22 protein-coding genes and 1 riboswitch are annotated in these 20,863 nt (G+C 56.2%); of the genes, 15 read left to right on the top strand and 7 right to left on the bottom strand.

The window, feature by feature from the left end; genetic code table 11:
• The 4 genes from Q1B13_RS17255 (at nucleotide 1) to trmB (ending at nucleotide 4,480) form a co-directional block, all read left to right on the top strand.
• Nucleotides 1-888 (top strand): hemolysin family protein, encoded by an 888-nt coding sequence (locus tag Q1B13_RS17255; RefSeq protein ID WP_299082579.1) that lies wholly within the window; start codon nucleotides 1-3, stop codon nucleotides 886-888.
• Nucleotides 885-2,390 (top strand): apolipoprotein N-acyltransferase, encoded by a 1,506-nt coding sequence (gene lnt / locus Q1B13_RS17250; protein WP_299082577.1) that lies wholly within the window; start codon nucleotides 885-887, stop codon nucleotides 2,388-2,390. The genes Q1B13_RS17255 and lnt overlap by 4 nt, the downstream gene beginning before the upstream one ends.
• Nucleotides 2,391-2,432: 42 nt before the next feature.
• Nucleotides 2,433-2,481, top strand: a riboswitch (SAM-SAH riboswitch).
• 5 nt (nucleotides 2,482-2,486) lie between these two features.
• On the top strand, nucleotides 2,487-3,668 hold the full coding sequence (gene metK, locus Q1B13_RS17245) for a methionine adenosyltransferase (protein WP_299082575.1): 1,182 nt from the start codon (nucleotides 2,487-2,489) through the stop codon (nucleotides 3,666-3,668).
• Between the two features lie 101 nt (nucleotides 3,669-3,769).
• Nucleotides 3,770-4,480 (top strand): tRNA (guanosine(46)-N7)-methyltransferase TrmB, encoded by a 711-nt coding sequence (gene trmB, locus Q1B13_RS17240; RefSeq protein WP_299082573.1) that lies wholly within the window; start codon nucleotides 3,770-3,772, stop codon nucleotides 4,478-4,480.
• Here the strand turns inward: trmB and Q1B13_RS17235 are convergent.
• Entirely contained in the window at nucleotides 4,477-5,283 is an 807-nt protein-coding gene (locus Q1B13_RS17235) for a hypothetical protein (protein ID WP_299082571.1), read from the bottom strand. The two genes, trmB and Q1B13_RS17235, sit on opposite strands and share 4 nt — an antisense overlap.
• A 194-nt stretch (nucleotides 5,284-5,477) precedes the next feature.
• Between Q1B13_RS17235 and aroA the strand changes: the two genes are divergently transcribed.
• From aroA to Q1B13_RS17180, 11 genes are all read left to right on the top strand, one after another.
• On the top strand, nucleotides 5,478-6,824 hold the full coding sequence (gene aroA, locus Q1B13_RS17230) for a 3-phosphoshikimate 1-carboxyvinyltransferase (protein WP_299082569.1): 1,347 nt from the start codon (nucleotides 5,478-5,480) through the stop codon (nucleotides 6,822-6,824).
• Nucleotides 6,821-7,438 (top strand): d(CMP) kinase, encoded by a 618-nt coding sequence (locus tag Q1B13_RS17225; RefSeq protein ID WP_299082567.1) that lies wholly within the window; start codon nucleotides 6,821-6,823, stop codon nucleotides 7,436-7,438. Before aroA ends, Q1B13_RS17225 begins: the two co-directional genes overlap by 4 nt.
• Before the next feature lie 272 nt (nucleotides 7,439-7,710).
• Nucleotides 7,711-9,396 (top strand): tryptophan halogenase family protein, encoded by a 1,686-nt coding sequence (locus Q1B13_RS17220; RefSeq protein WP_299082565.1) that lies wholly within the window; start codon nucleotides 7,711-7,713, stop codon nucleotides 9,394-9,396.
• A gap of 227 nt (nucleotides 9,397-9,623) precedes the next feature.
• Nucleotides 9,624-9,926: a DUF6525 family protein gene (locus Q1B13_RS17215; protein WP_299082563.1), complete on the top strand. Its 303-nt coding sequence runs from the start codon at nucleotides 9,624-9,626 to the stop codon at nucleotides 9,924-9,926.
• A 266-nt stretch (nucleotides 9,927-10,192) separates the two neighbouring features.
• Nucleotides 10,193-11,869 carry a 30S ribosomal protein S1 gene (rpsA, locus tag Q1B13_RS17210; protein WP_120634326.1) on the top strand — a complete coding sequence of 559 codons (1,677 nt, stop codon included), beginning with the start codon at nucleotides 10,193-10,195 and terminating at the stop codon, nucleotides 11,867-11,869.
• Between the two features lie 271 nt (nucleotides 11,870-12,140).
• A complete protein-coding gene (gene ihfB / locus Q1B13_RS17205; RefSeq protein WP_120634325.1) occupies nucleotides 12,141-12,425 on the top strand; it encodes an integration host factor subunit beta in 285 nt (94 codons plus the stop codon).
• A 7-nt stretch (nucleotides 12,426-12,432) separates the two neighbouring features.
• Complete coding sequence (locus Q1B13_RS17200) at nucleotides 12,433-12,783, top strand: lipopolysaccharide assembly protein LapA domain-containing protein (RefSeq protein ID WP_299082561.1); 351 nt, start codon at nucleotides 12,433-12,435, stop codon at nucleotides 12,781-12,783.
• 9 nt (nucleotides 12,784-12,792) lie between these two features.
• Entirely contained in the window at nucleotides 12,793-13,437 is a 645-nt protein-coding gene (locus Q1B13_RS17195; protein ID WP_299082543.1) for a phosphoribosylanthranilate isomerase, read from the top strand.
• 46 nt (nucleotides 13,438-13,483) lie between these two features.
• The gene (locus Q1B13_RS17190; RefSeq protein WP_299800075.1) at nucleotides 13,484-13,819 is read left to right on the top strand and encodes a DUF3291 domain-containing protein; all 336 of its coding nucleotides are present in this window, start codon (nucleotides 13,484-13,486) and stop codon (nucleotides 13,817-13,819) included.
• Between the two features lie 67 nt (nucleotides 13,820-13,886).
• Entirely contained in the window at nucleotides 13,887-15,134 is a 1,248-nt protein-coding gene (gene trpB, locus Q1B13_RS17185; RefSeq protein ID WP_299082539.1) for a tryptophan synthase subunit beta, read from the top strand.
• Nucleotides 15,135-15,183: 49 nt separating this feature from the next.
• Nucleotides 15,184-15,813 carry a class I SAM-dependent methyltransferase gene (locus tag Q1B13_RS17180; protein ID WP_299082537.1) on the top strand — a complete coding sequence of 210 codons (630 nt, stop codon included), beginning with the start codon at nucleotides 15,184-15,186 and terminating at the stop codon, nucleotides 15,811-15,813.
• Between the two features lie 81 nt (nucleotides 15,814-15,894).
• Here Q1B13_RS17180 and Q1B13_RS17175 read toward each other — a convergent pair whose 3' ends face one another.
• The 6 genes from Q1B13_RS17175 to Q1B13_RS17150 all read right to left on the bottom strand — a co-directional run bounded on the left by Q1B13_RS17175 (nucleotide 15,895) and on the right by Q1B13_RS17150 (nucleotide 20,778).
• Nucleotides 15,895-16,215: an antibiotic biosynthesis monooxygenase gene (locus Q1B13_RS17175; RefSeq protein WP_299082535.1), complete on the bottom strand. Its 321-nt coding sequence runs from the start codon at nucleotides 16,213-16,215 to the stop codon at nucleotides 15,895-15,897.
• 85 nt (nucleotides 16,216-16,300) lie between these two features.
• Nucleotides 16,301-16,678, bottom strand: coding sequence for a DUF2237 domain-containing protein (locus tag Q1B13_RS17170; RefSeq protein WP_298936594.1), 378 nt, complete (start codon nucleotides 16,676-16,678; stop codon nucleotides 16,301-16,303).
• Between the two features lie 9 nt (nucleotides 16,679-16,687).
• On the bottom strand, nucleotides 16,688-17,851 hold the full coding sequence (locus Q1B13_RS17165) for a serine hydrolase (RefSeq protein WP_299082534.1): 1,164 nt from the start codon (nucleotides 17,849-17,851) through the stop codon (nucleotides 16,688-16,690).
• An 82-nt stretch (nucleotides 17,852-17,933) separates the two neighbouring features.
• A complete protein-coding gene (pth, locus tag Q1B13_RS17160; protein ID WP_299082532.1) occupies nucleotides 17,934-18,617 on the bottom strand; it encodes an aminoacyl-tRNA hydrolase in 684 nt (227 codons plus the stop codon).
• 219 nt (nucleotides 18,618-18,836) lie between these two features.
• Entirely contained in the window at nucleotides 18,837-19,490 is a 654-nt protein-coding gene (locus Q1B13_RS17155) for a 50S ribosomal protein L25/general stress protein Ctc (RefSeq protein ID WP_298936597.1), read from the bottom strand.
• 121 nt (nucleotides 19,491-19,611) lie between these two features.
• On the bottom strand, nucleotides 19,612-20,778 hold the full coding sequence (locus Q1B13_RS17150; protein ID WP_299082530.1) for an alpha-hydroxy acid oxidase: 1,167 nt from the start codon (nucleotides 20,776-20,778) through the stop codon (nucleotides 19,612-19,614).
• Between the last annotated feature and the right edge of the window lie 85 nt (nucleotides 20,779-20,863).

Raw genomic sequence — 20,863 nt, 5'->3', positions numbered from 1 at the left:
ATGGGCGATACAGACGGCAGTTCTAGGGCGGCGCATAGCGCGCAACCGCAGAACACCAGCGAAGACATTAAAGAGAAAAACGGATTTTTTTCTTGGGTTTATGATGCGTTTTCCGGCCCGGCTGGGGAACAAAGCACTTCTGTAAACGGACATCAGGAAATGCCCAATCAACCCCGAGGTATGATCAATCTGCGCCGTATGCGGGTCGAGGATGTTGCAATCCCAACCGCTGAAATCGTGTCAGTATCCTCAACGATTGCCAAGGATGAGCTGGCGCAGGTGTTCCGTGACAGCGGTCTGTCGCGCATTCCGGTCTATGAGGGAACGTTGGACAATCCATTGGGTTTTGTCCACCTGAAGGACTTCGCGCTGACCCATGGGTTCAACGGCGGATCCACGCGGTTTGATCTGGTGTCCATGCTGCGAACCTTGCTGTTTGTGCCACCTTCGATGCCGATCGGTGTGTTGTTGACCAAGATGCAAACCGAGCGTCGTCATATGGCGTTGGTGATCGACGAATACGGCGGTGTCGATGGCCTGTTGACGATCGAAGATCTGATCGAACAGGTCGTAGGTGAGATTGCCGACGAGCATGACGCCGACGAAGATCAGCTTTGGATACAGGAAAAACCGGGCTGTTATGTTGTTCAGGCACGTGCACCTCTTGAGGATTTTGAGGCTGAGATTGGCCGTTCTTTGACCAGCCATGAAGATGTGGACGAAGAAGAAATAGATACGCTGGGTGGTTTGGTGTTTATGCTGTCTGGTCGCGTTCCGGCCAGGGGCGAAGTCGTCTTGCACCCCGAGGGCCCCGAGTTTGAAGTCGTCGAAGCCGACCCACGCCGCATAAAGCGGCTGCGTGTCATGCTTCCGGATATCGCTGCATGAATCCTATCCAGCGCTGGCCCTTTTGGCTGAAGCTTTCGGTTGCAGCTTTGTTGGGTGCGTTCGGCGCTTTTGGGCTAGCACCCTTCGGCTATTGGATAGCGACTCTGGTGGTGCTCATACTGATTGCACCCTTGTTTTTGGCCTGCGAGACCCGCAGCCGGGCGGCAATGCTGGGCTGGGTCTTTGCGACCGGATATTTCGCACACGCATTAAGCTGGATCATGGAACCCTTTCAGGTCGATGCTGAACGGCACGCGTGGATGGCGCCGTTTGCCCTGATTTTCATGGCGGGGGCGCTGGCACTGTTTTGGGCGCTGGCTTTCTGGGTTTCACGGCGCGGAAATGCATCGGCACTACGGCAAGGCGTGATGCTTGCCATGGCGCTTTCGCTGGTCGAGCTTGGGCGCGGCTATCTTTTGACCGGTTTCCCATGGGCTGGCGTTGCGCAAATCTGGGTTGATACACCTGTTGCCCAGCTGTTGTCGTTGATCGGGCCTTATGGGTTGGGGGCGCTGACATTTGCGGCAACTTTGCCTTTGGGCGCGGCTTTGTCGGAAAAAAGGTCCGTGCGTCACGTGATGTTTCCGGCTGCCTTTGTTTTGGGATGCGCGGTGTTTGCGCTTGGCTACTCTGCATTACGGCCGCCCGTGATGTTGAGTGACAACATCGTACGTCTCGTGCAACCCAACGCGCCGCAGCATCAAAAGTGGGATCCTGATTACGCGCCGTTGTTTTTTGCCCGGCAAATAGAATTCACGGCAAGCCAACCCCGGCCAGACTTGATTATATGGCCCGAAACCTCGGTGCCGGCTTGGTTGGGAAGCGCTCAGCCGTATCTGACTGCAATCGCTGACGCCGCGCAGGGAACGCCCGTGGTCTTGGGTGTTCAGCGTGGCGATGGTCCGCGGATCTACAATTCGATGATCTATTTGGACGAAAAGGGCCAACAGCGCGGGCTATACGACAAACATCATCTGGCTCCGTTCGGCGAATATGTTCCCTTGGGGGATCTGATGGCTCGCTTGGGTGTTTTTGGCCTCGCGACTACGACGGGCAATGGGTTCAGCGCGGGGCCAGGGCCGGCGTTACTGGATGTCGGCAAACTGGGTCGAGCCGTGCCCCTGATTTGTTATGAGGCTGTGTTCCCGCAGGACGTCAACGGGGCGCCAGATAGGGCGGATTTCCTGCTGCAGATAACCAATGATGCCTGGTTCGGAACGCGTTCTGGGCCCTATCAGCATTTGGCGCAAGCGCAGATGAGAGCGATAGAGCAGGGCCTCCCGATGATGCGATCGGCCAATACGGGGGTGTCGGCGATGATTGATCCGCTGGGTCGGATCACCGAGTCTCTTCCTTTGGGGCAGGCGGGGTATGTCGATGCGGTATTGCCTGAACCGCAGGTTAGGACGATTTATTCGTGGATTGGGGATAGCCCGGTTCTAATCGCGTTGCTGTTTTTGGTTGCGGTGCTGTGGCGCCGCACTCGGCACGGCTCACAGTAGTTTTCGATTGACCCTTTTGGTCAATGCGCGTATCCGATCCTTCGCCTGTCACAACGGCTTCCTGACGTGACGGAGACATCTCAATGGAGCACTTTTATGTCCCGACAGAACTACACATTTACTTCGGAATCCGTTTCCGAAGGGCATCCCGATAAGGTCTGTGACCGTATTTCCGATGCCGTCCTTGACGCATTTCTGAATGAAGAACCCGAAGCACGTGTTGCGTGCGAAACCTTTGCCACGACCGATCGTGTTGTCATTGGCGGAGAAGTAGGTCTGTCTGATCAGGAAAAGCTGCATGACTACATGGGCCGCATCGAAGAGATTGCACGCGCCTGTGTTAAAGATATTGGCTATGAGCAGGACAAGTTTCACCACGAAACAGTCGAGGTGACAAACCTGCTGCATGAACAATCTGCGCATATCGCGCAGGGTGTTGATGCATCTGATGACAAAGAAGAAGGTGCCGGTGACCAGGGTATTATGTTCGGTTACGCAACAACCGAAACGCCCGCTTTGATGCCAGCGCCTATCCAGTATTCGCATGCGATTCTGCGGCGTCTGGCGGAGGTCCGCAAAAACGGTACCGAGCCTACATTGGGCCCCGACGCGAAGTCGCAGCTGTCAGTGATTTACCGTGACGGTAGGCCCGTTGGCATCAGTTCGATCGTGCTGTCGACCCAACACCTGGACGAAGCTTTGACCTCGGACGACATTCGCCAGATTGTTCAGCCCTACATCACCGACACACTGCCAGAAGGTTGGGTGACTGCCGATACAGAATGGCATGTGAACCCGACTGGTAAGTTCGTGATTGGTGGTCCCGACGGCGACGCTGGCCTGACGGGCCGCAAGATTATTGTCGACACCTACGGTGGTGCGGCGCCGCATGGCGGGGGTGCATTCTCGGGCAAAGATCCGACCAAAGTGGACCGGTCAGCTGCTTATGCTGCTCGCTATTTGGCGAAGAACGTGGTCGCTGCGGGTATGGCCGAACGTTGCACCATTCAGCTGAGCTATGCGATTGGCGTTTCCAAGCCGCTGTCAATCTATGCAGATACGCATGGCACAGGTCAGATCGCTGATGCGCAGATAGAAAACGCGATTGGACAGGTGATGGACCTGACCCCTCGTGGTATCCGCCAGCATCTGCAGTTGAACAAACCCATTTACGAGCGCACGGCCGCCTACGGGCATTTCGGCCGCGAACCCGATGCAGATGGCGGATTCAGCTGGGAACGTACCGATTTGGCAGATGCGCTGAAGCAAGCTGTCTGACCCAAAAAGAAAAGCGCGCCGATATAGGCGCGCTTTTTCATTTGACAGAGTGCCGGTCACACCCTTGCAACGCTGCTGACCCCGCAGTATGGCCTCGGGCCATGAGCTCTCAGACCCCGCAACGCCCCCGCAGAAACTTCTATGGCCGCTTCAAGGGCAAAACCCTAAAGCCCAGCCAGAAGACATATCTGAACGAAGACCTTGCCGCCCTCTCGCCCGGCGCTGTGGATTGGGACAGCAATCCCGAGCGTGCCCCGCTTGACCTAAACAGTCTTTTCGACAGTAAACCCGTTTGGCTAGAGATTGGATTTGGCGGTGGTGAGCACCTGGTCCATCAGGCTGCGAACAACCCCGACATCGGGATCATTGGGGCCGAGCCTTACATCAACGGCGTCGCAATGTTGCTGGGCAAAATTCGTCGGGCAGGCGTCGAAAACCTGGCCGTACATCCCGGGGACGTGCGCGACCTGTTTGACGTTTTGCCGGATGCCAGCATCTCGCGCGCATTTCTTCTTTACCCCGATCCATGGCCCAAGACACGTCACCATCGTCGCCGGTTTGTCACGCCTGAACATTTGGAGCCGCTGGCGCGCGTGCTGAAGCCGGGTTCGATATTCCGGGTCGCCACAGACATTCCCGACTACGTCCGTCAGACCCTCGAAGAGGTTCCGCGCGCAGGGTTCGAATGGTTGGCAGAACGCCCCGCCGACTGGCGCGAACCTTGGGATGACTGGATTTCCACCCGCTACGAACAAAAGGCCCTGCGCGAGGGGCGTACGCCGCATTACCTGACGTTTCGCCGCGCCGGTTAACTGTCGTTTAGCTTCTGGAACACGCGGCTTTTGGCAAACCAGGCGATCCCAAAGGCCCAAAGCGCGATTGCCTCGACAAAGAAGGTCAGGTTCAGGCTGTCCCACCAGATCAAAAAGCCTGGACCGCCGATTTTGCCTTTGAAGAACAGCAGCGCGACACATGCCAGAATGATCAGGCCGCAAATGCTGTATAGCTGGTTGCGCTGGCGTTTGCTTTCGATCATCACGCCGTTTCTTTCATGCCGTTCCGGAACCACCCGTTTCAACACAAACAGACAATAAAGCGCGAGGTAGATGAACAAGATGCCAGCCGCGAACAGATGCCAGTTACTGGCGGTGCTGAACAGGTTGAAGAACTCTTGATCGCTCGCCTCAGTCACGGTTATGGGGTCACCGTTTGTTACTTCAACAAAAACGCGGGACAGGAATTTGTCTTGTCCTTCACATCCCGTGCCCAACGTTGGAACTGAGGCCACTATAAAGGCGCCGACACCAGCCACCGTGCTTAGCCTGTCCTCAATGAACATCTCGCCGGTATAGGCGATCAAAAACCCTCCGATGAAATAGAGCAGGCCAACAAAGATCGGTCCAAGAAACTGTGCATAATAGAAATGACTGATGCTGTCGCGAAAGCAGCTTCCGCCAAAGATGGCCCCGGCAGCCAGGATGACCGGCAGGCCGAATGCAACCAGACCTACAAGAAACGCCAGCCTTTTTTCGATATCACTTTCGGGTTGGTGCGGGTCGGTTGGGTGAAAAAGTATTCTGGGACCTCTGGCCAGCAGGGATGGAGCATCGGTCATAATTTAGTCCTTCAACTGTTTACTGAGTTAAAATCGATAAAGATCAATGCTGGGATTTTACCCCAAAAACGGTATTTTTTCTACTGCCAGGACAGGCTTTTCACCTGGGCAGAGATTTACAAAGCCTTTGAGGCTGGACCAAACTTGGCCAATTCGCTAATCGGCTTGAGAACGGTAGCGCAAAAGGAGCCCCCATGTCCGGACACGGCACGCCCATCCCGATGACCTCTCATCCCTGCGGACCGCTGGCCGGCACGGCTGAGGTGCCTGGCGACAAGTCGATTTCGCACCGGTCCCTGATCCTTGGCGCGATGGCTGTGGGCGAGACCAAAATCTCGGGCCTGCTGGAAGGCGAGGATGTTTTGGACACGGCAAAAGCCATGCGCGCCTTCGGGGCCGAAGTTACGGACGACGGCAACGGCGAATGGACGGTGCATGGTGTCGGTGTTGGCGGGTTTGCCGAGCCTGATCAGGTTATCGACTGCGGAAACTCCGGTACTGGTGTGCGCCTGATCATGGGCGCAATGGCAACCTGTCCGATATCGGCAACGTTCACCGGCGATGCCAGCCTGAACAAACGCCCCATGGCGCGTGTCACCGACCCGCTGGCCTTGTTTGGAACGCAATCAGTTGGGCGTTCGGGTGGACGACTTCCCATGACCATCGTAGGTGCGGCTGAACCGGTTCCCGTGCGCTACGAAGTGCCCGTTCCTTCTGCTCAGGTGAAGTCTGCAGTTCTGCTGGCGGGTTTGAATGCCCCGGGCAAGACTGTGGTGATCGAAAAAGAGGCCACCCGAGACCATTCCGAACGGATGTTGGCTGGGTTTGGCGCAGAAATCACCGTCGAGGACACCGACGAAGGCCGTGTGATTACCTTGACGGGGCGTCCTGAACTGAAACCGCAAGTGATTGCTGTGCCGCGTGACCCGTCCAGCGCAGCATTCCCCGTTTGCGCGGCCTTGATCACCCCCGGTTCCGACGTTCTGATCCCCGGAATTGGCCTGAACCCGACCCGCGCCGGGTTGTTTGCCACGCTGCGCGACATGGGCGCGAATTTGACTTATGAAAACGAACGCGAAGAGGGCGGCGAGCCAGTTGCCGATTTGCGCGCGCGCTATTCGCCGGATATGAGGGGCATCAAGGTTCCACCAGAACGTGCCGCGTCAATGATTGACGAATACCCGGTGCTGTCGGTGGTTGCGGCGAATGCCACCGGCACGACGACGATGGGCGGCGTAAAAGAGTTGCGCGTCAAGGAAAGCGACCGCATCGACGCGATGGCGCGTGGTTTGCGAGCAAATGGCGTGACCGTAGACGAGGGCGACGATTGGTGGTCTGTCGATGGTCTGGGCATTGGTGGCGTTACCGGCGGCGGGACGTGTGAAAGCTTTCTGGATCACCGTATCGCGATGTCTTTCATGGTGATGGGCATGGGGGCCAAAACCCCGGTATCCGTCGATGATGGAGGCCCCATAGCCACATCATTCCCGATCTTCGAACCGCTGATGGCCGCGCTGGGCGCCAAGGTCCAACGCACGTGAGCTTTACAATTGCCATCGACGGCCCGGCCGCGGCTGGCAAGGGAACGATATCCAAAGCCATTGCTGCGCATTTTGGGTTTGCGCATCTGGACACAGGGTTGCTGTATCGCGCGGTTGGACGGCACACTTTACAAGGACTCGACCCTGTCGAAGCTGCGCATGCTTTGACCGCCGAGGAACTAGATCAGGGCGATCTGCGGACAGCTGAGATTGCGCAAGCCGCATCCAAAGTCGCGGTTATTCCCGAAGTCCGGGCCGCATTGGTTGATTTTCAGCGCGCTTTTTCCCGCCGCGCCGGTGGCGCCGTTTTGGACGGGCGGGACATCGGGACCGTCATTTGCCCGAATGCGGACGTCAAACTGTTCGTGACTGCCAGCGCCGAAGTTCGGGCCGAACGCCGGTTTCTTGAGTTGGAGGAAAAAGGCGCTGATGTAACGCGGGGTCAGGTTCTTGCGGATGTTCGTGAACGGGATGCACGGGATTCTGAACGCAGTACTGCGCCGATGAAGCCAGCAGATGACGCCGCTCTGCTAGACACATCGGAGTTGAGCATCAACGCCGCCCTGGCAAAGGCCATTGAGATCATTGAACAGGTACAACACACAGCTCGTTGAGTTCCCAAACCTGAGTTGTGACGTGCCGGACTACAATTCTCCGACACCGTCTTTTGATTTCTAAGGGACGCACTTTTGTGCGGAGCCGGGGGCGTGGGGTCTGTCACTGCCGATCGCAGGACCGGACGTGCATGCAGGCCAGAGTGTCATAGACCCTAGCTGGATGCAGGAAAGTTGGTATAGTTTCGTACAGCAATAAGGGAAAGCCTCCGCACAAGCCCCAAAAAGGGGAGGGAGCTAAACAATTCCCAAGCCAACAGGGACAGAACAACATGAATAATCGTTTGCGCAAAATCACAATTGTGGGCGGCGGAACGGCGGGTTGGATGACCGCGCTGATCCTTGAGATGGTGCTCTCCCGCACGTCGGCGCCTAAGGATCGCCCACGCATCTGCCTGATCGAAAGCCCAAATATCGCCACCGTGGGTGTAGGTGAGGCGACAGTGCCGCGCATGCCGGTCACACTCCGTCAGGCGGGCATTTCAGAGCGGGATTTTTTCCGCGAGACCAACGCGTCATTCAAGCTGGGTGTGAAGTTTTGCAATTGGAACAAGGATGCCAAGGGCAATCGCATTGACTACGTGAACCCCTTTGCCCACGGCCAGATGCTAGAGGGGTTGGAGGCTGCCGAGTATTTCTTGCGCTTTGGTAATGGGGATCGCGATTTTACGCAGTCCATCTCGCCGCATGACGATCTGGCCCGCCTTTGCAAAGGCGCGCGGCCTTTGGGTCAGCCTGAATTTGAGCAGCGATTTGGCTACGCGTATCATCTGGATGCGGTGAAATTTGCAGGCATGCTCACCAAGGTTTGCACCAAGCGTGGTGTGGAGCATATCCAGGACGAGGTGAAATCGGTTGAGCTGGATGAGCAGGGCAACGTCAGCCATTTGATGTTGGAGCGCAATGGCCGCCATGACATCGAGATGGTCATAGATTGTACCGGGTTCCGCGGGTTGATCATCAATCAGGCACTTGGCGAGCCGTTTATGGACTACTCGGATTATCTACCCAACGATCGCGCCTTGGCGTTGCAGATCGAGCATCCCGACCCTGAGAAGATCGAAAGTCTTACACGGTCTACCGCACTTGGCGCAGGTTGGACGTGGCGGGTGCCACTCTATAACCGTGTGGGCACGGGCTATGTGTTCTCATCCGCGCATCGTACGGATGATCAGGCGGCAGATGAATACCTTGAGTGGCTGGGTGACAGCGGCAAGGGCGCGACGCCGCGCGTGATCCCGATGCGCATTGGGCGTGTGCGCAATGCCTGGGTCAAAAACTGTCTGGCGATCGGTCTGTCCGGCGGGTTCATTGAGCCATTGGAAAGCACTGCGATCCATATGGTTGATCATGCGGTGCGCTGGTTCGCCGAGCACTTGCCCACGCGGGACATCGCGCCGTCCCTGCGGACAAGATATAATCGGCAGATGAACAACCTCTATGACGAGGTTCTGGATTTTATCTGTCTGCACTATCGATTGGGCAATCGCACGGACGATCAATATTGGATCGACGCACGCACCGAGATGAAGATACCGGATCGGTTGGCCGAGAACTTGGAATTGTGGCAGCACCGCCTGCCCTTGGAAAATGACATCGAGTTCGCCACGCTGTTTAACTTCCGCGTTTATCAGACGGTTCTTTTGGGCAAGCAGGTCTATGACACGGGCTATGGTACTGGCATCCGAGATCGTCTGCGACCATTGAAGAAACCGATTTGGTTCCATTGGTGGAAGGGCGCGAAAGTGGACCTTGCGCAGATACTCAAAACGATGCCGGATCACAAAACGCTGCTGCGCGATATCCGAGGGGAGTTGAAGCAACCAGCCTGTGGCATGGCGGCGGCGATGAAACCGACGGTGGCGATGCCGGGCGTGGTGCCAGCACCTGTGGCCATCCAGAACATGCCGAACTTCGCCGAAATCCAAAGCGGCGCGAAGGATTTGCAACTCTTCTAAAAGTTCATTGCGCTCCGTTCTGAGCGTTTTCTGAGGCAAAGATGGGGGCGGGGTATTAAATCTCCGCCTTCAGCATGAACTGATAGAAAATTTGGTAAAAAGGCGAGGAAGCCCAAGCAACCGCAGGGGATACCATCAGCGTTGATGATAGGAGTGATGCCTCTTGATCACGCCGAAAACGAAATATAATAACATATCCTAAATCGATGCCGAAAAGAGATATGTTAATGCCAGCTGCAATCGCTTCTTCACGTGACTTATGGCGTGGACGTCGAACCGGCCGAAACCTTCGTAGCCACCTGAAGCGCAGAAGGCGTCAAGGTCGCGCGATGCAGGCCTACGATACACTTCCGTCAACGTTACGACACTGGTTGGCCGAAGCTTGCCTGCCCTGGAGCCCCGCATCGGCACTGAAAATCTGGGAAAAAGCCGGAGGTGGTCGCAATCCAGAGGCGGCGCTGGCACGGCTGGACGCGATCGAGCGGTCAATGCTGTGCCGTGATGCACGTATCTGGGAGGTGAATGCCTAAACCAATCAGGCGGGCGAATTCCTTGTAACCCATACAGCGCAGGGCTTTGCACTTGCACAATCCTGTCAAACGGCCTATACGCGCGCTGTCACGACAAGGGCGGTCAACGTCCGGATGACGTATCTGAGCAGGGCCGGGTTACCTCGGCCCTTTGTGTTTGTGTAGTCGGATACGCCCGGGATCACGTCTGGTGGCATCATGAAACAAGACCGGCGGAGACAACCGCTCGGCCAGTAAAAACGTATTGTAAAGGAAAACACTGCCAGATGGCTGATACAACCATGGAGGAATTCGAAGCCCTCCTGAACGAAAGCTTCGAAATGGACACGCCCGAAGAGGGTTCTGTTGTCAAAGGCAAGGTTCTCGCGATCGAAGCGGGCCAGGCCATCATCGACGTCGGCTACAAAATGGAAGGCCGCGTTGATCTGAAAGAATTCGCAAACCCCGGCGAAGCCCCTGAAATCGCTGTTGGTGACGAGGTAGAAGTTTACCTGCGCGCCGCAGAAAACGCCCGTGGCGAAGCCGTCATCTCTCGTGAGATGGCCCGCCGTGAAGAGGCATGGGACCGTCTGGAAAAAGCATATGCCGACGATCAGCGCGTCGAAGGTGCAATCTTTGGCCGCGTCAAAGGTGGCTTCACCGTCGATCTGGGTGGCGCCGTTGCGTTCCTGCCCGGTTCGCAGGTTGATGTTCGCCCCGTGCGTGACGCAGGCCCGCTGATGGGTCTGAAGCAGCCGTTCCAGATTCTAAAAATGGACCGCCGTCGTGGCAACATCGTTGTTTCGCGTCGCGCAATCCTGGAAGAATCACGTGCCGAACAGCGCGCTGAAGTTATCGGCAACCTGACCGAAGGTCAGACCGTCGAAGGCGTGGTCAAGAACATCACCGAATACGGTGCATTTGTTGACCTGGGCGGCGTTGACGGCCTGCTGCATGTTACCGATATGGCGTGGCGTCGTGTGAACCACCCGTCCGAGATCTTGACGATCGGCGAGACCATCAACGTACAGGTCATCAAGATCAACAAGGAAACTCACCGTATCAGCCTGGGCATGAAGCAGCTGCAGGACGATCCGTGGGATCTGGTTGCTGCCAAGTACCCGCTCAGCTCGGTCCATCAGGGTCGCGTTACCAACATCACCGACTACGGCGCGTTCGTCGAGCTGGAAGCTGGTGTAGAAGGTCTGGTACACGTGTCCGAGATGTCCTGGACCAAGAAAAACGTCCACCCCGGCAAAATCGTTTCGACCAGCCAAGAAGTTGACGTCATGGTTTTGGAAATCGACGGTGCGAAGCGCCGCGTTTCCCTGGGCCTGAAGCAGACTCAGCGCAACCCATGGGAAGTGTTTGCAGAAACACACCCCGAGGGCACCGAAGTCGAAGGCGAAGTCAAGAACATCACTGAATTCGGTCTGTTCATTGGCCTCGAAGGCGACATCGACGGCATGGTTCACCTGTCGGACCTGTCCTGGGACGAACGTGGCGAGGATGCCATCCAGAACTACCACAAGAACGACGTGGTACAGGCCGTTGTGTCTGAAGTGGATGTCGAGAAAGAGCGTATCTCGCTGTCGATCAAAGCCCTTGGCGGTGACAAGTTCGCCGAAGCCGTGGGCGGCGTGAAGCGTGGCTCGATCATCACTGTCGAAGTTACTGCGATCGAAGATGGCGGCATCGAGGTGGAATACGAAGGCATGAAGTCCTTTATCCGCCGTTCCGATCTGTCGCGTGACCGCGCCGAACAGCGCCCCGAGCGCTTCTCGGTCGGTAACAAGATCGACGTTCGCGTCACCAATGTTGACAGCAAGACCCGTCGTCTTGGCCTGTCGATCAAGGCACGCGAAATCGCCGAGGAGAAAGAGGCCGTGGAACAGTACGGTTCCTCCGACTCGGGCGCGTCGCTGGGCGACATCCTGGGCGCGGCGCTGAAATCTGGCGACTAAGCTAAGGCAGCGTCTTGAAGACGAATTCTCGGCCCCGCGCAGCAGCGCGGGGCCGTTTTTGTTGCGAATCAATATGTTCTGAAATCTCGGCTTAACTTGGCTATCATTCACGTATTACGTGTGGAAATACCGCCGACCGGCAAAGATTCGCGTGAGTTTGAGCAAAAATGATCCTCTGAGGTGAAGACTTTACGTTCCCCCGTTCCGGGTTTTTTCCTATACTGTCAGAACAATAGACATGTTAAACCGGCCGCCTGGGAGGGTATCACGTATGATCCGTTCAGAATTGATTCAAAAAATCGCCGACGAAAACCCGCATCTCTATCAGCGCGATGTCGAGCGGATCGTGAATACCGTTTTTGAAGAAGTCACAGATTCCATGGCGCGGGGCGACCGAGTCGAACTGCGCGGGTTTGGCGCGTTTTCCGTTAAGAAACGGGACGCCCGCGTTGGCCGTAATCCTCGGACAGGGGAAACCGTTCAGGTCGAAGAAAAATGTGTACCTTTTTTTAAGACTGGCAAGTTGCTCAGGGATCGATTGAACGGTAAAGCCTGACGTTATGATGCGCTATCTTCGATATGCTTTTCTGGCGGTGCTTGGAATCATCCTGATTTCAGTGTCGTTGGCAAATGTTCAGTCAGTGGAACTGAAACTGATGCCTGACGCTCTGGCTGAGCTTTTGGGCTTTAACCTGGCAACATCCTTACCGCTGTTTGTGGTGGTTCTGGGTGGTGTGGTTGCCGGTCTTGTCATCGGCTTCCTTTGGGAATGGCTGCGCGAACATAAGCATCGTCGCGACGCGACCGCCAAGAAAAGTGAAGTGCGCAAGCTTGAGCGCGAAGTCAAAAAGCTCAAGAAAAAGCAGAATGAAGGTCAGGACGACGTTCTGGCGCTGCTGGACGAGGCTAGCTGAGGCCGCTCAATGTCCGATGATGTAAGGCTCAAAATTTGCGGTCTGACCGCACCCGAACATGTGCGCGCTGCGGTAGAGGCCGGGGCTGGCTATGTTGGGTTTGTCTTCTTCCCGAAATCGCCACGACATCTTCAATTGCAAACCGCAGCCGACCTGGCGCAATTGGTTCCTGCCGGCGTCGCAAAGGTCGCCTTGGTGGTGAATGCGACAGATGAAGACCTGGACCGTATCGTCTCGACGGTCCCTTTGGACATGTTGCAGCTGCATGGCAAGGAGAGCCCCGACCGTGTGGCTGAGATACGAGAGCGTTTTGGACTTCCGGTGATGAAGGCCATCGGCATCGCAGAGGCCGAAGATTTAACGGCCATTGATCTGTTCTCCGAAGTGGCCGATCAGTTGCTGGTCGATGCTAAACCGCCCCGCAACTCGGAATTGCCGGGGGGCAATGGGCTGGCATTTGATTGGCGATTGCTGGCCGGGCGAAAATACTGGCAGCGGCCGTGGATGCTGGCCGGCGGATTGACGCCTGACAACGTAGCCGAGGCGGTTCGAATGACCGGTGCGCGGCAGGTCGATGTTTCGTCTGGCGTGGAAAGCGCGCCGGGCGTCAAAGACGTTGGCCTGATCAGCGCTTTTGCAGCGGCTCTAAAGTGATCTGACCCAAACTGCCCCGCGTATCCCTTGAACAGGGGGGATCATGATGCTGGCGGCGATCGGCGGTTTGTCTTTGAAACACTGGTACTCTGCACCCGAGTTCTACTGGCGGGCCAATCGGGCTCTGCGCCAGGCGCAGGACGATCATCTGTGTATGCATGCTGAAGTTTTTCGTCAGGACGCACTTTATTTCTCGCTGAGTGTTTGGCGTGATGCCGAAGCGATGCGGGCATACGCGCAATCCGGCCCGCACCGGCGTGTGATGCTGGCCGCAAACCGCCTGGCACAGGTGAACAGGTTCTTTCATTTTGAATGCAGCGAGATTCCGTCTGCGGAACTGGCCTTACGCTATTGGTGTCAGCATATTCGCGCTGCGGAATGATGCGTTTTGCGATGGCAAATCCTGCCGTCACCTCCTATGAACAACACGTACGACGAGGGAGTCACCCATGGCCAACGATCTTTTCAATTCCTTCATGTCCGGTCCTGACGAGCAGGGGCGCTTCGGCATTTTTGGCGGGCGGTTCGTAAGCGAAACGCTGATGCCGCTGATCCTGTCACTGGAAGAAGAGTATGAGAAGGCCAAGGACGACGCGACATTCTGGGCTGAGATGGATGATCTCTGGGCCAACTATGTAGGCCGACCCTCACCACTGTATTTCGCCGAACGCCTGACCGATCATCTGGGTGGTGCGAAAATTTACCTTAAGCGGGATGAGCTAAACCATACGGGCGCCCACAAGATCAACAATGTGCTTGGTCAGATCATCTTGGCGCGTCGCATGGGTAAGACCCGGATCATTGCTGAAACGGGCGCCGGGCAGCACGGAGTGGCAACGGCCACGGTCTGCGCCAAATTTGGTCTGAAATGCGTGGTATATATGGGCGCGCATGACGTGCAGCGCCAAGCACCAAACGTGTTCCGCATGCGCTTGCTGGGGGCCGAGGTGATTCCGGTAACCTCGGGCCGTGGGACGCTGAAAGATGCAATGAATGATGCGCTGCGCGATTGGGTCACCAACGTGCGCGACACGTTCTATTGCATCGGCACAGTGGCGGGCCCGCACCCTTATCCGGCGATGGTTCGCGATTTCCAATCGATCATCGGCAAAGAAGCCAAGGAACAGATGCATAGGGCCGAAGGCCGTCTGCCTGACACGATCATTGCCGCCATCGGTGGCGGGTCGAACGCGATGGGCCTGTTTTATCCGTTCTTGGACGACAAATCCGTGAACATCATTGGCGTTGAAGCAGGTGGCAAAGGCGTTAACGAAAAGATGGAGCACTGCGCCTCGCTGACAGGGGGGCGTCCAGGGGTTCTGCATGGCAATCGAACCTATCTTTTGCAGGACGATGATGGCCAGATTCTCGAAGGGTATTCGATCTCGGCTGGTCTGGACTATCCCGGCATCGGGCCAGAACATTCGTGGCTGCATGAAATTGGCCGTGCGCAATATGTCTCGATCACCGATGTCGAGGCGCTGGAGGCATTCCAGCTGTGCTGTGCGACCGAAGGCATTATCCCGGCCTTGGAACCCAGCCACGCCCTTGCCCATGTGATGAAAATCGCGCCTGAACTGCCAAAGGATCACATCATCTGCATGAACATGTGTGGACGCGGTGATAAGGATGTGCAGACGGTTGCCAAGTACCTGAACTTTGACATGTCGGATACCGAAGGACGTTCCGCCGGCTGAGCCCATCCGGGCTTTGCCCTCCGGTGCGTTTCGTGCCAGGCTTTGTGGCATGGGCGATTCCTCCTCATCATTCCCTGCGCGGCTTGACCAGAAATATGACGCCGCCGCCCACGGGTGGGCGGACAAGATGCGGCTGCTTGGCTACTTCGACGCGTATTTAGGATTTCTCTCGGGGGGGTCGCCTGAGGACCTTGGTTACAATGCACTGGACGTCGGGTGCGGTACTGGCGCCTTTGCCGAAGCGCGCGCAGTAATACGCTCTGAGGGTCGGGTCACCTTGATGGAACCCTCCGGCAAGATGCTAATGCGTGCGGAGCAGGCGTTGAGCCGTAGGGGCATGGCTGCGGAAACAGCCAAAACCCGGTTGGAAGATTTTCGGTCAACCGACCCCTTTGATTGCGTGTTGGCCGCACATGTTTTGGAACACTGCCAAGATCCAATATTGGCACTGCGCCAAATGCGCGATTTGGCGGCCCCAACTGCCAAGCTCTGGCTCGTTGTCAGTAAGCCGCATTGGTGCAACGCAATCATTTGGTTTCAATGGCGGCACCGTTCATACAGGCCAGAGAAAGTCGCTGAGATGCTCGCAGAATCAGGTTGGCTTTTGGAAGCGCAACACAGTTTCCCGACTGGCCCGCCGTCGCGTACGTCTCGGGGATACTTGGCTAGAGCGGTTTAAGCGCCAGATCGACTTGTGTCGATGGTTTTGATGAGAAACTAACAATCCCGTAACCAGTCCCGTTCGGTTTTCAGGACCTTGTCAGCCTTCGTGTAGGACGGTTTCGAACCCCTCGAACTGCGGTGGACCCATCAGGGCGGATTGGGTGTTGCTGTTTCCGGCGTTTCTATGCGCATCGCGGAACTGTTCCGATTTGGTCCATGCCTCGAAGTCTTCGCGGCGGTCCCAGATGACATGGCTGGAGTAAAGGCGATAAGCGTCCCCTTCCGGCCCTTTCAGCAAACGGAATTCCTGAAATCCCGGTAGTTCGTTCAGGCGGCTCTGACGCTCTTTCCAGACGTGTTCGAAATCTGCTTCGCTGCCCGGACGGACCTTGAAGCGGTTCATAGCAATAAAGCTCATGTCAAACCTCATTCGTTCATCATTTAGGCTGGCTGAAAAGAATGTTGGCTGGCTATGGGCCATAGAGAGTATTCTGAACCAGGCGTCAATCCACGTTGACGGAGTGTTGCTGCAGAATAGTCAGCGGCACAATATCCAATGCGCGCTTATGGGTGGCCTCCAGATGCACTTTGGGCGCGCACCCTTCGTCATGGGCCTGCAGAAATCGGCTGGCGCACAGGCACCAACTGTCATCGGGGTTGAGGCCGGCAAAATCGAACTCGGGCCTGGGTGTGCTCAGGTCATTGCCGACATATTTTGAAAACGCCAAGAACTCGGCAGTCATGACGGCGCACACGGTATGGCTGCCTTGATCTTCGGGGCAGGTGTTGCAGGCCCCATCCCGAAAGAAACCCGTCAGCGGATCGCGGGAGCAGGGGGCCAACACGCCCCCCAGTACGTTTACACTGTCTTGCTTTTGCATAGATGCATCTTACAGGTTTCGGGCGATATTGCGGAACATTTCGATATTCTGATTATTTACACCCGGCTCACGGAATTTTCGATCCGCCCCGGTTGAGACGATCAGCACACCGCGAGGTTGATCAAAGTAAATGTATTGCCCATAGACACCGCGGGCTAGGAACTCTCCATCCTGCGCGCCAACCGGTATCCACCATTGATAGCCATAACCTGTCTGGTCAGGTTTGGTTGGTGCGCTGGCTCGCGTAGCGTCGGCGATCCATTCTGCTGGCACAAGTTGTTGCCCGTTATGGGTGCCATTTTGTAGGATCATTTGTCCGAAACGGGCAAAATCTCGGGTAGTAAAGTTCAATCCGCCCAGCACAAATGCCACTCCAGCCCCGTCAGTGATGTAGTAACCATCGCGTTCGAGTCCGAGTGGTTCAGTGATCTTTTCGGTCAACAGCTCGGACACGCTGCGCCCCGTTGCGCCGCGGATCACCATGCCAATCACATGAGTGTCGATCGACACGTATTGCCAGGTTTCGCCCGGGTTCGCGAAGCTGTCCTGCAACGAGGCTGCAAAATCATCCAGCTCTCCACCCAGCGCGACGACACGGCCCATACGGTTGATGTCTGATTTCGGATCCAGGTAGTCTTCGTCAAAGGTGACGCCGCTGGCCATGTTCAGCACATTTCGGATCGTTGCGTCTTCGTAAGCGCTGCCGTTCAACTGAGGAGCGTAATCGACGACCCGATCGTCCAGCGACGCGATCGCGCCTTCGTCTATCAGAACCCCGAGCAGGGCCGACAGATAGCTTTTGGCAACTGACCACGAGATCCGCCGGTCTTCGGGCGAAGTGCCTAAGTAGTATTCTTCGAACCGAATGCGCCCGTCCTGCATTATCAGCAAGGATGTGACGGATCGTTCATCAATCCAGGTATCGGTGCCTTCGGGCAGCTCAAAGCCGGCACCATATGACAGCTCGGACGTCGGGGCATTGCCGCGCGGCAAATCAACTGTCAGGAAAGCCTCGTTCATATGCGAAAAGTTGTGGACAATCTTTTCTTCGTAGAACAGCGAGTTCACGGCCATCAGGCGCTGTATTTCTTCGCGTTTCCAAGCACCGACAACAACTGCGGCCAGCACCAATGCCAGAACAATCCGCAGCAGCCACTTGATAACCGTTCTCATATGATGCCTCCCTCTTCGCTCAGCATTGGAACGCGGGACGGTTCAATCCGCAATCAAGACGTTACGGAAAGGTGAGGCGCGCCTATTTGAACTTGTCCAGAAGCTTCTGCATGGTTGAACGATCGTCGCTCAGCGGTTCTGGCTTTGCTTCAGGTTTAGAATCGGTTTTGGCGGGCGCAGGGGTCTTGGATGACCGCGCCGGTGCTGTGCGCAAGGCGACGGCGTTCATGAATTTCCCGCCTTCATCCTGTGCCAAATGATTGGCGCCGTCCGAAACACCGCGCAATACCGCGCTTAGCCAGTCGCCCTCGGACTTCGCAAAATCACTAAGCACATAGGGTGAGACCATTTCTTTTCGACCAGGGTGCCCGATACCCAACCTAACCCGGTCATAGGCCGCGCCGATATGCTCGTGGATGGAACGCAAGCCATTGTGCCCGGCATGACCACCACCGGCCTTAACACGCACCTTGCCGGGGATAAGGTCCAATTCGTCGTGAAAAACTGTCACGTCGGTTGAGTCGAGCTTGTAGAAACGCATCGCTTCGCCCACTGACTGACCCGAACGGTTCATGAAGGTTTGCGGCTTCAGCAGCAGGACTTTCTCAGTGCCCAACCGACCTTCTGCGATGTCGCCCTGAAACTTTGATTTCCATGGGCCAAACCCGTGATCCTCGGCAATTTGGTCCAAGGCCATGAAACCAATATTGTGCCGGTTCCGGGCATATTTCTGCCCCGGATTTCCCAGTCCGACAAATAGTTTCATTGTGCTGCCCCACAGGTCAAAGTTCGTCTGCCCCCTCATGCCCGGATTTCGTTCGAAAATCCAGATGGGCCGGTTTGAAAATCACGGGATGACTTACGGCCATCTATGGCTTGGCCGAAGAAGCCGGTTAGGCAAAACTGCGTTGATCATCGAAGTTGCAACAAAAAACGGGGCTCTAAGAAGAGCCCCGTTAGAAAATCTGGATAGTGGTATCCGGATTTATTCTTCTTCTTCCTGTCCGACGACTTCGACTTCGTCAGCTGCGACTTCATCTTCACCTTCTTCATCGTCGTCTGTCGCCAGACCTGTCGGTGCCGAGATGTTGGCGATCACGAAATCACGGTCGATGGTCGGCTTGGTGCCAGCTGGCAGCTCAACAGACGAAATGGTCGCAACGTCGTTGATGTTCATGCCGGTCAGATCAACGGTGATCTTTTCAGGGATCTCGCCTGCTGTGCAAACCAACTCAACTTCAGGACGGACAACGGTCACAACGCCGCCCTTCTTGACGCCGGGAGCTTCTTCTTCGTTGATAAACTCAACCGGGATGAACAGCGCGATCTTGGTGGTCCGGCGCAGGCGCATCAGGTCCAGGTGTGTCGGCAGATCTTTGACGACATCACGCTGAACGTCGCGGCAGATAACGCGAACGTCTTCGTGACCGTCAACCTTCAGGTTCCACAGCGTCGACTTGAACCGACCCGCTTTCAGGCGCTTGAACAGTTCGTTGAACGGGATCTGGATTGCCAGCGGGTCTTTGTCGCCGCCAAATACAACGCCCGGAACCATGCCGTCGCGGCGTGTTTGACGAGCGGCGCCCTTGCCTGTCCCCGTCCGTTCCAGAGCTACGAGATCAGGAATCTCACCAGCCATGATATATCTCCAATGCTAGGGCGGGCATCCTCCAAGGCTGTATACCCGCGTGAAGCGGCGTCCATAGCTTGATTCATTGGGTTTGGAAAGCGATTTTTAGCCGCTTAGACGCAAAGACGGATCAATCCTGCCAGCGCCCGCCAAAATCTTCCGGGATCAGCAGGTTGTGCCGCCCCAGATCGCCCACGTTTCGCTCACCGCACAGGGCCATCGTGGTGTCCAATTCCTTTTCGATCACCTCGAGCGCGGTGGTCACGCCTTTTTGCCCCATAGCGCCTAGACCATAGACAAATGCGCGGCCGATATATGTGCCTTTGGCCCCCAAAGCTAACGCCTTCAGCACGTCCTGCCCGGACCGGATTCCGCTGTCCATGTGTACCTCAACGTCGCTTCCGACTGCATCCAGGATTTCCTGCAGCATGCGGATCGAACTAAGTGCACCGTCCAACTGGCGACCGCCATGGTTCGACACAACAATGGCATCAGCCCCCAGTTTTGCCGCCATCTTGGCATCCTCGGCGTCAAGTATTCCTTTCAGAATGACCTTACCACCCCATTGCTCCATCAGTTTTTCCACCTTGGTCCAATCCAGGCTTGGATCAAACTGCTCTGCTGTCCATGCGCCCAGCGATGAAGCGTCCGAGACGCCTTCGACATGGCCCACTATGTTTCCGAACTCTCGTCGATGGGCACCGAGCATCTCAATGCCCCAAGCCCATTTGGTCATCAGGTTTGCGATGGTTTTTGCGGTCAGTTTCGGCGGGGCGGACAACCCGTTTTTTAGGTCCTTGTGACGTTGCCCCAAGATCTGCAGGTCCAGCGTAATCACCAGCGCCGAACATTTTGCATCCTTGGCGCGTTGGATCAGACGGCTGACATAGTCTTCGTCTTTCATAGTGTACAACTGAAACCAGAACGGTTTGTCGGTGTGGCCTGCCACATCTTCGATCGAATTGATCGACATTGTTGAAAGGGTAAAGGGCACGCCGAACTTCTCAGCGGCTTTGGCAGCTTTCATTTCGCCATCGGCGTGCTGCATCCCGGTCAGGCCCACAGGCGCAAGCGCCACGGGCATCGAAACGTCCTCGCCAATCATCTGAGACGCCGTTGAACGCCCGGCCATATCCACTGCGATCCGCTGGCGCAGGCGAATCTTCTCGAAATCCGAGGTGTTTTCCCGAAACGTTTGTTCCGTCCAGCTTCCGCTTTCGGCGTAGTCATAGAACATCCGGGGGACGCGGCGTTGGTAGATGCGTTTCAGGTCTTCGATTGTGGTGATGACGGTCATTGCACACGGCCTTGATGATATTGGTTAGGTTTTGTTACCAATTTTTTCGACCAGCCGCAACGCTGTCCGGATATCAAAAACCGCA

Source organism: uncultured Ruegeria sp., assembly GCF_947489545.1.
In the GTDB taxonomy this organism is placed as follows: Bacteria; Pseudomonadota; Alphaproteobacteria; order Rhodobacterales; family Rhodobacteraceae; genus Ruegeria.
This window is presented reverse-complemented; position numbering and strand designations above follow the sequence as displayed.